The sequence below is a fragment of the Vibrio sp. Vb1755 genome (genome assembly GCF_033338635.1).
GTDB lineage: Bacteria > Pseudomonadota > Gammaproteobacteria > Enterobacterales > Vibrionaceae > Vibrio > Vibrio alginolyticus.
In genome coordinates this window covers 176510-188402 of the sequence record NZ_JAWOTA010000006.1, presented here as the reverse complement: position 1 = coordinate 188402, position 11893 = coordinate 176510, and the positions used below count along the sequence as shown (strand labels likewise).

At 44.6% G+C, this 11893-nt stretch carries 12 protein-coding genes; 8 read left to right on the top strand and 4 right to left on the bottom strand.

Annotation, left to right across the window (positions count from 1 at the left end; all coding sequences use genetic code 11):
• Window positions 1–9 precede the first annotated feature (9 nt).
• The 3 genes from nlpI (at window position 10) to R7E00_RS08535 (ending at window position 2921) form a co-directional block, all read left to right on the top strand.
• Entirely contained in the window at window positions 10–930 is a 921-nt protein-coding gene (gene nlpI, locus R7E00_RS08545; RefSeq protein ID WP_213907272.1) for a lipoprotein NlpI, read from the top strand.
• Window positions 931–1027: 97 nt separating this feature from the next.
• Complete coding sequence (locus R7E00_RS08540; RefSeq protein ID WP_005394653.1) at window positions 1028–1450, top strand: MarR family winged helix-turn-helix transcriptional regulator; 423 nt, start codon at window positions 1028–1030, stop codon at window positions 1448–1450.
• Window positions 1451–1574: 124 nt separating this feature from the next.
• Window positions 1575–2921 (top strand): MATE family efflux transporter, encoded by a 1347-nt coding sequence (locus R7E00_RS08535; protein ID WP_213907999.1) that lies wholly within the window; start codon window positions 1575–1577, stop codon window positions 2919–2921.
• 51 nt (window positions 2922–2972) lie between these two features.
• Here the strand turns inward: R7E00_RS08535 and R7E00_RS08530 are convergent, their stop codons facing one another.
• The 3 genes from R7E00_RS08530 to R7E00_RS08520 all read right to left on the bottom strand — a co-directional run bounded on the left by R7E00_RS08530 (window position 2973) and on the right by R7E00_RS08520 (window position 7058).
• Window positions 2973–3851: a U32 family peptidase gene (locus R7E00_RS08530; RefSeq protein WP_054576345.1), complete on the bottom strand. Its 879-nt coding sequence runs from the start codon at window positions 3849–3851 to the stop codon at window positions 2973–2975.
• A gap of 20 nt (window positions 3852–3871) precedes the next feature.
• Window positions 3872–4885 carry a peptidase U32 family protein gene (locus R7E00_RS08525; protein WP_213894054.1) on the bottom strand — a complete coding sequence of 338 codons (1014 nt, stop codon included), beginning with the start codon at window positions 4883–4885 and terminating at the stop codon, window positions 3872–3874.
• Window positions 4886–5018: 133 nt separating this feature from the next.
• Window positions 5019–7058, bottom strand: coding sequence for a bifunctional diguanylate cyclase/phosphodiesterase (locus R7E00_RS08520; protein WP_065274794.1), 2040 nt, complete (start codon window positions 7056–7058; stop codon window positions 5019–5021).
• 363 nt (window positions 7059–7421) lie between these two features.
• Here R7E00_RS08520 and R7E00_RS08515 point away from each other — a divergent pair, with 363 nt between their 5' ends.
• Window positions 7422–7949, top strand: a complete 528-nt coding sequence (locus R7E00_RS08515; RefSeq protein ID WP_005394645.1) for a ubiquinone anaerobic biosynthesis accessory factor UbiT — start codon at window positions 7422–7424, stop codon at window positions 7947–7949.
• Window positions 7933–8436 carry a GNAT family N-acetyltransferase gene (locus R7E00_RS08510; RefSeq protein WP_005380119.1) on the top strand — a complete coding sequence of 168 codons (504 nt, stop codon included), beginning with the start codon at window positions 7933–7935 and terminating at the stop codon, window positions 8434–8436. Before R7E00_RS08515 ends, R7E00_RS08510 begins: the two co-directional genes overlap by 17 nt.
• A 62-nt stretch (window positions 8437–8498) precedes the next feature.
• Here R7E00_RS08510 and R7E00_RS08505 read toward each other — a convergent pair whose 3' ends face one another.
• Window positions 8499–8945, bottom strand: a complete 447-nt coding sequence (locus R7E00_RS08505) for a hypothetical protein (protein ID WP_005380120.1) — start codon at window positions 8943–8945, stop codon at window positions 8499–8501.
• A gap of 159 nt (window positions 8946–9104) precedes the next feature.
• Between R7E00_RS08505 and R7E00_RS08500 the strand changes: the two genes are divergently transcribed.
• The 3 genes from R7E00_RS08500 to prfC all read left to right on the top strand — a co-directional run bounded on the left by R7E00_RS08500 (window position 9105) and on the right by prfC (window position 11849).
• Window positions 9105–9506: a DNA polymerase III subunit psi gene (locus tag R7E00_RS08500; RefSeq protein ID WP_005380121.1), complete on the top strand. Its 402-nt coding sequence runs from the start codon at window positions 9105–9107 to the stop codon at window positions 9504–9506.
• A 12-nt stretch (window positions 9507–9518) separates the two neighbouring features.
• Entirely contained in the window at window positions 9519–9974 is a 456-nt protein-coding gene (gene rimI, locus R7E00_RS08495) for a ribosomal protein S18-alanine N-acetyltransferase (protein ID WP_005380122.1), read from the top strand.
• Between the two features lie 285 nt (window positions 9975–10259).
• Window positions 10260–11849 (top strand): peptide chain release factor 3, encoded by a 1590-nt coding sequence (gene prfC, locus R7E00_RS08490; RefSeq protein WP_005380123.1) that lies wholly within the window; start codon window positions 10260–10262, stop codon window positions 11847–11849.
• The last annotated feature ends 44 nt before the right edge of the window (window positions 11850–11893 follow it).

Genomic DNA, 11893 nt, shown 5'->3' with positions numbered 1-11893 from the left:
TATCAATTAGTGAAATGGTTTCAAACCGCAATTTTATGTGTTGCTATCGCGCTGACCGGTTGTGCAAATACTTCTCAACAATCAGCACAAAAGTGGTTATATCCACCGATGGCGGTGCCACTTCAGCCTAGTGTTCAACAAGAAGTACAAATCGCGCGTCTCTCGCAGTTGCTACAACGTCCCGACCTTAGTGATGAAGTGCGCGCTAAAATGCATTATGAGCGCGGTAGCTACTACGACAGCGTTGGTTTACGTGATCTTGCCCGTTTGGACTTTAACCAGTCTTTGCAGTTGAATCCTGCTCAGCCGGACATCTTCAATCTTTTGGGAGTATACTTTACCCAAGTAGGAGAGTTTGATGCGGCATATGAAGCGTTTGACTCGACCATAGAGTTGGCTCCTGATAATACCTATGCTGAGCGCAACCGTGCGATTGCACTGTATTATGGTGGCCGAATCGATCTCGCTTTAGAAGATATGACCAAGCATTATCAAGAAATGCCAATGGATCCTTTTCGTTCATTATGGCTGTACATCATCGAAGCTGAGCAAAATCCAGAGCAAGCAAAAGCCAATCTTCAACAGCGTTATTTACGTGATCGCAGTGAAGAGTGGGGGTGGGTTCTTGTTGCTATCATGCTGCGAGATGTCTCGGACGAAGACGCTCTTAAAGCAATTATGGATGGAACAAGAGAGAATTATCGTCTAGCTGAACGATTGACGGAAACGTATTTCTACCTTGGAAAGCGTAATCAGCTTGAAAGTGATATCGCAAGTGCCATCTCACTTTATAAGCTCGCGATTTCGTTCAACGTTTACGATTATGTTGAGCATCGCTATTCTTTCTTGGAGCTGGCGCAAATCTACGATCAATTACAGCAAGATAGATTAGCCAAGTTAAAGGCTGCCAATAAGCTGGAAATTGAATGATTTAGAGCCGCTCGATGAGAGCGGCTTTTTTATGATTGAACTTGATGAGTGACTCATTTAAAATAGTTAGTCTTGCTAACTAAGTGGTGGTGGCTTTATGGCATTAGAAGAAAGCTTGATTGATTTAGAGCGTTTTTGCGCCAAAGCTTGGCGTGTCTATGCCAAAGAAGATCCATTATCACATCTAAGCTTTAATGAGTTCGATTATTTACGTGTGATTCAGGTTTACCCTGAGGGTGTGCGAATAACCGATCTTGCAGAAGAGCTGCAAGTGACTAAGCCTTCCGCATCGACAATGGTTGTGCGTTTGGAAAAAAAGGGTTTGGTGAAACGCATCGCATGTAATGAGGATGCTCGCGCTAAGCGTGTGTTGCTTACAGAAGAAGTCGCAGAAAAAATGTCTTTGGAGCAGGTAGTGTACAAAGATATCTCTGAACAAATGATGCAACAATTAAATCAGCAAGAAGCTGAGCAGTTACAAGCTTTACTGAATAAAGCATTGAGTAATAAGTCATTTTAAACTAAAGCAAAGGCCTCAGCTGTATGGTTTAGTTTTTGTTGTTTCATCTTTCTTTTATTTAATTTAACCATTTAGTTAGCCTTGCTAATTAAATGGTTAGCTTTGCTAACTACTGGTGACAGTCATGCAAAACTCAATTTATAGACAGTTTTGGAAATATACGATTCCAACCGTCGCAGCAATGCTCGTGAACGGTTTGTATCAAATAGTTGATGGCATTTTTATTGGCCGTTATGTTGGCGCTGACGGATTAGCTGGGATCAATGTTGCGTGGCCTATTATCGGTTCGATCCTCGGTATAGGAATGATGATTGGGGTGGGGACTGGTGCACTGACTTCGATCAAGCAAGGAAAGAACGATCATGAAGGCGCTAAGCGAATCCTAACGACCGGATTGACGTTGTTAGCGGCATTGATGCCGATCGTTGCTACAATATTGTTTTTGTTTTCGGATGAATTTATTCGCTGGCAAGGAGCGGAAGGGCGAGTGTTTGAACTTGCGCTGCAATATTTGCATATTCTGATTGTCGCGTGCGTATTCACGTTGGGTTCTATCGCGGTTCCGTTTCTGTTACGCAATGACGACAGCCCGAACTTAGCAACGATTTTGATGGTCATTGGTGCCGTTATTAACATTGTATTAGACTACGTATTTATTGCTTGGTTGGAGTGGGAGTTAACCGGAGCCGCTATTGCCACTGCACTTGCACAATTAGTGGTCACTGTGCTCGGTATTGGTTACTTCTTTACTTCAAAAGCAACATTACGCCTTCGTATCAGCGACTTCAAAGTTCAGGTGGATGCTGCACCAAAGATTATCATGATAGGTACATCAAGTTTCTTTATGTACGCCTACGGCTCTGTGATGGTGGCACTGCACAACGCGTTATTTGCTCAATACGGAAGTGCAATGTTGATCGGAGCGTACGCCATTTTGGGGTACATCGTGACGGTTTACTATCTGATAGCCGAAGGAATTGCGAATGGTATGCAGCCTTTAGTGAGCTTCAACCACGGTGCACGTAATCAGGAGAACATCAGAAAGTTATTAAAGGTCGCGATGGGGACATCTGTGCTTGGTGGGGTGGCGTTCGTTGTTTTGATGAACCTTTTCCCGTACGAACTGGTTGCGGTGTTTAATAATGCTGACCAACAGTTGATTGATAGCACCGTGATCGGGATTCGTTTACACATGTTTGCGTTGTTCTTAGATGGTTTTTTAGTTGTGGCGGCCGCGTACTATCAATCAGTAAACAAAGGCAGCAAAGCTATGTTTGTAACACTAGGCAACATGCTGGTCCAGTTGCCATTCTTATTCATTATGCCGAAACTTTTCGGCGTGACAGGTATTTGGTTAGCTTTCCCATTGTCTAACATTGCATTGAGTTTGGTCGTGATCAGTATGTTGTGGCGAGATGTGAAAAAGCTGCTTAATGAGAGTTCTGTCGAACCAAGGGTGCAAGCCTGCTAACAAAAGCTAACAGATAAAAGCGAGGCTAGGCCTCGCTTTTATCTTTAAGGATTAAATGGTTTTTACTTCTAAGCCCGCTAGTTGATGCCAATAGCCATTGCATTGGCGGCTTTCGAGCTTTTCAGGATTATCGCCGTATTCGTTTGAGCGAAAACGCTCTAACTCTGAAAAAATGTCCATACCAAGAGGGCTTAACCGGACCACATCAACCAGCCCTTTCATACTTGGTAAGTCATTGATGAGGTTGTAGCAATACCCTGACTGTGTTTGAATGCCGTTAAGGTTAAAGACTTCTTGCCCTTCTTGGCTGCTGACCTGGATACCCGTAGGGTATTTGATACAGCAGGTTTCGCAATCGTCTTTCGCTCGGTTTTCAGCTCGGGCTGTGAAACAGCGAGCGGAATACGCTAAAGGCAAATAACCGTGGCTAAATACCTCAACTTCAAACTTGTTACGAATACCAAGCTCGTCACACTGAACTAAAGTATCGTTTAACCATTCGCGAGAGAGCTCGACAGGCATGCACCAACGCATCATACCTTGCTTCAAAAATAAGTTGAGCGTGTGTGCGTTATAAGTATTGATTGCAGGACCAACGACGAAAGGCACTTTATGCTCTGATGCCAATTGAACAGCAGATACGTCATTTGCTTCAATCGCGAAGTCACCGTTGTCGATGTACTTCTTCATTATGTTTACTTCACTCGGAGCTTCTAGTAGTGCCATTGTTGATAGCACCACTTGCTTGCCAGATGCAGACAGCTCTTTTGCTATTTCAAGCCAATGCGAAGGCTTCATTTCTCGACGTTTTGAGCATACGGTTTCCCCAAGATAGATGATGTCCGCGGAGCTTGATTTCGCTTGTTCATAAAACGCTTCGATGTCTTGTTTTGGCCAGAAGTACAACAGCGGGCCAAGCGCGTATTTCATTGAATTATCCATCTTAACCTCTATTGCCATTTGCGGTGATAAGCACCAAGTGTGGTCTGCGTACCTTCAGACACGTTTGCCAATGCGGCATCCCAAGCCGCTTCGACTTGGTAAGCTTCTGGGTTTGCTTGGTAACGGTCAATCGCGGCTCGCCATGTTCGAGTGACTTGTTCTACGTAAGCAGGGCTACGTTGGCGACCTTCAATTTTTACAGAAGCCACATTTGCAGCAAATAGTTCTGGCAGCATAGAGAGGGTGTTCAAACTGGTTGGTTCTTCCAGTGCGTGGTAGCGTTTTTTCTCGCCTTCGATTTCAGCTTCGAAACGACCTTTACACAAGGTAGGGTAGCCCGCATTTTCACCGGTGCTGTAGCGATCGATCAAAATGTCGTTAAGGCGGGATTCCAGACCATTTTCTGTTTCTTGCCAGCGAACGTACTTAGCTGGAGAGCATGCTCCCACAGTGTTTGGAGACTCGCCTGTCATGTATGACGATAGGTAGCAGCGACCTTCAGACATGATGCAAAGGCTACCAAAAGCAAAGACTTCTAACTCGACATCGCTAGTGATGTTGCGTGAGAGCTGTTTGACCTGATGAATCGATAAAACGCGGGGTAGCACTACCCGTTTTACGTTGAAGTTTTGTTTGTAAAAATCAATGGCTGCGACGTTGGTCGCTGATGCTTGCACTGAAAGGTGTAGTTCCAGATGGGGATATTTGCGAGCCGCGTACTCCAGCACTGCAATGTCTGCAACAATCAGCGCGTCTACACCCAGTGCCGCTGCATTGTCTACTGCGTTCGTCCAGCGCTCGAAGCCATTGGGATGAGCGAAGGTATTCAACGCGACATGAATTTTTTTATTGCGGTCATGAACGTATTGCACCGCTTTTTCTAATTTCTTGCCGTTAAAGTTGAGGCCAGCAAAGTGACGGGCGTTGGTATCATCTTTGAAACCAATGTAGACGGCATCGGCACCGCAATCAATCGCAGTTTTTAACGCAGGCAGGTTACCCGCGGGACACAAGAGTTCCATATGCTCACAATCATTGAGAATAAAAAGGTGTCCGCATTTTATGAAGAATTATGAATAGCGAAATTGACCTAAGTTAGGTTTAGCTCAATAAAGTCGATATTTACCCCTTGCGAGTAAGGGTATCGGGTCGGGGTTAGTTCTTGTGACGACGATTCTGTACAAACAGCTCTTCAATTTCATGTTTTGGCTGCGGGCGATAAAAATGGAATCCTTGAATCGCATTACATTGAAGGTTAGAGAGCAGGGTCGCTTGCTGGTGGGTTTCCACCCCCTCGGCAACGACAGTTAAGTCGAGCGACTTACCTAGGTTAATGATGTTTTCAATCACAGTGACTTGTTTCGGTAGTGTGTCGATATCATTAATAAAAGCGCGGTCGATTTTTAGCTCGTCAATAGGGAAACGCGCTAAGTAGGAAAGAGAAGAGTAGCCGGTACCAAAGTCATCGATAGAGAGAGCGAAGCCAAGCTTTTTAATCGCATTCAACATTTGCAGTGTATGTTCGCTATCACTCATCACGGCACTTTCGGTTAGCTCGAAGGTAATGCAGCTTGGATCAAGCTCGGTAGTGCGAAGCAGCTTTTCCATAAAGTCGATCAGCTGTGGGTTGCCAAATTGCTCGGGAGAGAGGTTGATGGCGACACGGCCTGGCAGTATGCTTTGTTGCTTCCAACGTTTTACCGTATTGAAAACATCACGCATCACGACACGTCCAAGGTGTTCGATTAACCCAGCGCGCTCGGCGACAGGAATGAATGAGCCAGGACTAATGTACCCTTCGACTGGATGCTTCCAACGAACGAGCGCTTCTGCGCCGTTGATACTGAAGTCTCGCGCGTTAACCTTAGGTTGATACCACACTTCCAAACCGTTCTGCTGCAATGCTTTTTGCAGTTCGATTTCAAGCCACAAACGCATACGCGCTTCTTTGTTCATTTGATCGTTAAATTTGATCAGACGATTTCTACCACGATCTTTGGCTTCATACATCGCAGTATCGGCATTTTGGAGTAGGATTCGCGCATCTTGTCCGTCTTCAGGGTATCGAACGCTACCAATTGAACAGGCAAGGCGTTTGCTGAAGTGGTGTAAATCGAAAGGCTGGTTGATCAACGAGATAATGCGATCGGACAAAATTTCAGCCATGCGGGTATTTTCTGGCTCCGGCAGAATGACGCCAAACTCATCGCCACCCAAATGACCAATAATCGCTTGGTTTGGCAGTAACCGTTTAAGACGGGCCGATACCTCTTGAATCACTTTATCGCCAATATGGTGACCAAGTGAGTCATTAATGTTTTTGAAGTTATCGATATCCAAATAGAACACCAGAAGCGGTGTTTGCTTTTTGATCAGCTGTTCCAAACGTTTGGTGAAGCCAAAGCGGTTGTAGAGTTTGGTGAGCGAGTCAATGTGTATGTCTTCATTCGATGCAGAAGACAGGTTTTTGGGCGCATCATCAGCATCTTGGATTAGGATAATTTGAGATTCGCTACCTAATATCGCCGTGGAATCCGCGTGTAGCTGAACTTTCCGTTCAAAGCCGCATCTTGCACTGGTTAAGCAGACAAAAGGTTTGTCAGAAATTAATGTACTCAATCGATGACTAAATACCTTTTTACTGTTTTCATCGATGAATAAACGACTTAGCTCTTCGCCCAACAATTCATGAGGAGAGTTAAGTCCGAGAAGGCGCGCTGATGCGGGGTTCGCAGAGATGACAATATCATCTTCGATAAGCAGTAAGCCGTCTGGTAGCAGTTGTGTTAACTTCGCAAACTTACTTTCGGACTCTTCTAAGGAGCGAACGAGTATCTGCTTTTCTGAAGTATCGACAGCGTGAAAAACAACAAAGCGAATGTCGTTACCTTCAAAAACTGGCGAAAGACTAAAGTGAAGACTGGTTTCAAGGTCGGTTTCATCGAGCGTGATTTCGGCTTCGACATGTGCCCCTTTGAACGCGCGCTGATAGTATGGTGCAAGCTTCTTATAAAACTGTTCACCCAGCACTTGGCAATCGTTTAAGCCGACGATTTCCTCATGACTTAAACCTGCGATATCGCAGTAACGGTCACTTACCATTCGATAATTGTGTTTTTTATCAAGAATGGCAAAGAAGAAAGGGCTATTTGAGGTTAGCGTGGCAAACCAATGTTTTAATTGCTGGGAAGGCATTAGGGTATTACCGATCTCCAATGAGCCAGATTATTCGTCCGTGTATAAAAAGCGACACCCTGATAAGCCTGCGGCGATCTACCACCAAGCCAAAGTGTTACTTGCCATTAAAGGGCTCGCGGTTTTAGCTGTGCAGTCGACAATCACATGGATACGCTCAGATAACTATAACTTTGAAAATACGGTTGTAAAAGTGTTTATCCACCTGTTCGCATCAATAATACACGTAAGTTCAAAAAAAGAAGCGTTAGTGAGCAATAAACCACCAATCTAAAATAAGCACTTTATTGATACATAACAGTAATCTCATCGCCACGATTGCTTAATATAAGCAACCTAATGACAAAGTAACGGATAATGAACGTGTTAAACAAGATTCGCAGTCAACTAGTAAAGAACGCAGCTAATATTTTGCGTTCTCCAGTCCAGTTATTACCACAGCCAATTCAGCAAAAAGCGTTGCTAGAAGGGCTAAAAATGGTGTTTAAAGAAGCCTTGGAAGATGGTGACTTTGAGTTCCTTGAAGACAAGTGGTTAAAAGTTGCGATTAAAGACTTGAACTTAGCATGGTACATCAGCTATCAAGACGAAAAATTGGTGGTAGCTGAAAAACCAGTTCAGGAAGATGTGAGTTTTAGTGGTAATCTAAACGACCTAGTACTGATTGCTGGTCGTAAAGAAGACCCTGACACACTGTTCTTCCAACGTCGCCTTTCAATTGAAGGTGATACTGAGCTTGGCTTAGAAGTGAAAAACTTAATGGACAGTGTCGACTTAGAGCAGTTACCGAAAGCAATGCAAGTCGCTTTGAATCAATTGGCTGATTTTGTTCAGAAAGGAGTTCAAGCGCCTGCACAACCAACCGGAGTAGCGAATGCTTATTCGAACTGAAGCCCCAGCGGACATTCTTACCATTGACCGCTTATTGAAACACGCCTTCCCGACGGAAGCTGAAGCTGAGCTTGTGATGCGTTTGCGCGAAAACAGCAAATTCACGCTTTCCTTAGTCGCGTGTACAGATGAGGGAGAGGTGATAGGCCATGCTTTATTTAGCCCTGTGACCTTAAATGGTGAAGATTTGTCATGGCAAGGGCTAGCGCCATTAGCTGTTCATGAAGATTACCGTCGCCAAGGCATCGCTGCAGAGTTGATCAAAGAAGGTTTTGATTCACTGCGTGATTTTGGCTACCCAGTGTGTGTGGTGTTGGGCGATCCTGATTATTACGCGCGCCAGGGTTTTCAATCATGCGACGAGATGGGCTTTGAATGTGCTTGGGATGTCCCTAAAGGTGCATTTCGAGTCGCAGAGTTGGTCGAAGGTCAATGTGCTGGACGCTCCGGACGCATAGACTATGCGCCAGAGTTCTCTGAACTGTAAATGAAAGAAGCCCACGACTAAGTGGGCTTCTTTCTTATTCACTGAAAACTGAGATAGGCAGGTTAGGATGACTGGTTACTTTTCTTTTTGCCCCAGACCTCTATTTTCGCTTTTTTACTTACCCCTAGCAGGCTAAGTTTTGTGCTTCCCCAGCTACTGTAAGTCATTTCAATCCGTTTTAGCTTGGCTTCTTTTGTACCTGGAAGGCTCCAGGCACGAGTCGACAATCCGCTTGTTAGTACGCCCATAGAGGAAAGCTTTTTCTCACTACCATCTGTCATGACGACTTTTAAACCATTCATGTCTACCGTTCCTTGCACACATTTTAGTTTTATTTTACTGAAGCTTCGGTTTCGGAATAGGCTATTTGGTGTCACGGTATCTGTTTCTGTATGAAAGTTAACGGTTTTCGTTGCAATCAGCTCCCACTCATCGCTGTTATTAGCAAAAACACTCACGCTGGTGGCGGCTACCAGTGTGCAAAGTAGTAGCGTATTTAAGAATTTCATAATGTACCTCATATGTCATACCCAATGTGTGGCCGTTGGCAAAACGCTATGTTCAGGAATATCCAAATCATCTCATTGTGTTCAGGTGTTCCTTGAAGTCCTTTAGGTATAATCGCGATAATTTGATAGGATTGCCCTCGTTCAAATAGGTGACGGAAAATGTCAATTAACGAGAAACAGTATTTACGTGAAATGGGGATCAGCACATGGGAGCTGGTACACCCTGAAAGACTGGAAGGCTATCAATCGCCATTATTGGATTTGCAAAGTTCATGTAAACTCCTATTGGTATCGCCAATATGTCCAGAAAACGAGACGGCATTGATGTTTGAGCGCGTATTAAAAAGCATTAAGCTCACGCTTGATGATGCGCTACACCTAGAGCCTGAGCGCTTATCCATGCTGGGTGAACATCAGCTAGAGTGGGTGTGGTTTGCAGGCTGTGAGGCTGATCAAAGCATCAAGGCAAAGCACCTGACCTCGCCACTATTACAAGATATTGATGGTAATAACGAACAGCGCCGCGCATTGTGGCAACAAATCTGTTCGTACTCTTCTTAACGGAGCTAATGCGTGACAATTGAAATTACGCCGATGCGTGCAGAGCACCTCGACCAAGTTTGGCAAATCGAGCAGCAAGCACATTCTCACCCTTGGGCCGAGTCTTTGGTTCGTGACTTATCCAGTCGCGGTGCTTGCCATCATGTGATGCTGGAAGGCTCTCAAGTGGTTGGTTACTTCTATGGACAGAATATTGTTGGAGAAGTGACACTATTAAATATTGCAGTAGCGCCTTCTCAACAGGGCAGAGGGCTAGGGCAAAAATTGCTGGACGCGTTTATTGAATACTGTGAACAAGCCAAAGCAGAGAGTGCTTGGTTAGAAGTGCGTGAAAGTAATCACCCAGCTATCCATATTTATGAGCAAGCAGGTTTTAATGAAGTGGACCGTCGTTACAACTATTACCCAGCTAAATCGGGAAATGGTAAGGAAGACGCCATTATCATGAGTTACTTATTTTTGAGTTAGTTTTAGGCCGTTACTAATTACCTCATCAACACTTATGCTTTAAATGCGTATCCGGATTCGAGGCTTTTGAATATGTAATAATAATTTTTTGAATTTTTACATCTCTTTGTGTGGAGCTGGCTTTCCCTTGTTAGTTGCAGGTAAAGGCTGGTGAGCCGAGTAAATTCAGTTCATGTCTTTCCAGTTTGCTAGCACAGCGATAATAAGCGAGAATACCGCACAATATCGAATAGTAGATATGCTTGCCTATTTTGTGAGCATGAAAGTAATTTAGAAGATTAACTAATGTCAAATCCCCTTTTTTTAGGCGAAGTGTCTAAGCGCAGAACGTTCGCTATTATTTCTCACCCGGATGCGGGTAAAACCACCATTACTGAAAAAGTCCTTTTATTCGGAAACGCGATCCAAAAAGCAGGTACGGTTAAAGGTCGTGGTAACGCACAGCACGCAAAATCAGACTGGATGGAAATGGAAAAAGAACGTGGTATCTCGGTAACCACTTCTGTAATGCAGTTCCCTTACAATGACTGTCTGGTAAACCTACTTGATACGCCTGGACACGAAGACTTCTCGGAAGATACATACCGTACGTTAACGGCAGTAGACTCGTGTTTGATGGTTATCGATGCGGCGAAAGGTGTCGAGGATCGTACACGTAAGCTGATGGAAGTAACGCGTCTGCGTGACACGCCAATCGTAACCTTCATGAACAAACTTGACCGTGACGTTCGTGATCCAATGGAAGTATTGGACGAGGTAGAAAACGAGTTGGGCATGATGTGTGCGCCAATTACATGGCCAATCGGCTGTGGTAAAGAATTTAAAGGTGTGTACCACATTCACCGTGATGAAACGATTTTATACGAATCAGGTCACGGTCATGAGATTCAAGAAGTTCGAATCATCAAAGGTCTCGATAACCCAGAGCTTGATGAAAAAGTTGGTGCAGGCCTTGCGGAAAGTGTTCGAGAAGAGCTTGAGCTTGTCATGGGTGCTTGCCCTGAGTTTGATTTGGAAATGTTCTTAACAGGTGACCTGACGCCAGTTTACTTCGGTACTGCATTAGGTAACTTTGGTGTGGATCATATGCTAGACGGTCTAACTGAATGGGCTCCAGCGCCGAAAACTCGTCAAGCGGTTGAACGTGAAGTTGAAGCGACTGAAGAGAAGTTCTCTGGTTTCGTATTTAAGATCCAAGCGAATATGGACCCAAAACACCGCGACCGTATCGCATTCATGCGTATTGTATCGGGCACTTACACGCAAGGTATGAAGATGAACCACGTTCGTCTTGGCAAGCAAGTGAGTATCTCTGATGCAGTAACCTTTATGGCTGGTGACCGTGCACGTGCAGAACACGCTTACGCCGGTGACATCATTGGTCTACACAACCACGGCACTATTCAGATTGGTGATACCTTTACGCAAGGTGAATCACTGAAGTTCTCTGGTATTCCGAACTTCGCTCCGGAACTATTCCGTCGTATTCGCCTGAAAGATCCATTAAAGCAGAAGCAGCTTCTCAAAGGTTTGGTTCAGCTATCAGAAGAAGGTGCGGTACAGGTATTCCGTCCTCTACAGAACAACGATCTGATCGTTGGTGCCGTTGGTGTACTTCAGTTCGATGTTGTTGTGGCTCGTTTGAAATCTGAGTATAACGTTGAAGCGATTTATGAAGGCATTAACGTTGCAACTGCTCGTTGGGTTGAGTGTGGTGATGCGAAGAAACTGGATGAGTTCCAACGCAAGAATCAAGCGAACTTAGCATTGGATGGTGGTGATAACCTAACGTATATCGCTCCAACAATGGTTAACTTAAACTTGGCGAAAGAGCGTTTCCCTGACGTTGATTTCCGTGCGACGCGTGAGCACTAATTTGCGCGGTTAGGGTAAGCCTTAACGCAAACTAGATTTTAAAA

Bases quoted from the DNA above. Each gene is read 5' to 3' on its own strand.
- R7E00_RS08505 (WP_005380120.1), bottom strand. From the start codon at position 8,945: ATGAAATTCTTAAATACGCTACTACTTTGCACACTGGTAGCCGCCACC.
- R7E00_RS08535 (WP_213907999.1), top strand. From the start codon at position 1,575: ATGCAAAACTCAATTTATAGACAGTTTTGGAAATATACGATTCCAACC.
- R7E00_RS08530 (WP_054576345.1), bottom strand. From the start codon at position 3,851: ATGAAATACGCGCTTGGCCCGCTGTTGTACTTCTGGCCAAAACAAGAC.
- R7E00_RS08510 (WP_005380119.1), top strand. From the start codon at position 7,933: ATGCTTATTCGAACTGAAGCCCCAGCGGACATTCTTACCATTGACCGC.
- R7E00_RS08540 (WP_005394653.1), top strand. From the start codon at position 1,028: ATGGCATTAGAAGAAAGCTTGATTGATTTAGAGCGTTTTTGCGCCAAA.
- prfC (WP_005380123.1), top strand. From the start codon at position 10,260: ATGTCAAATCCCCTTTTTTTAGGCGAAGTGTCTAAGCGCAGAACGTTC.
- R7E00_RS08500 (WP_005380121.1), top strand. From the start codon at position 9,105: ATGTCAATTAACGAGAAACAGTATTTACGTGAAATGGGGATCAGCACA.
- R7E00_RS08525 (WP_213894054.1), bottom strand. From the start codon at position 4,885: ATGGAACTCTTGTGTCCCGCGGGTAACCTGCCTGCGTTAAAAACTGCG.
- R7E00_RS08520 (WP_065274794.1), bottom strand. From the start codon at position 7,058: ATGCCTTCCCAGCAATTAAAACATTGGTTTGCCACGCTAACCTCAAAT.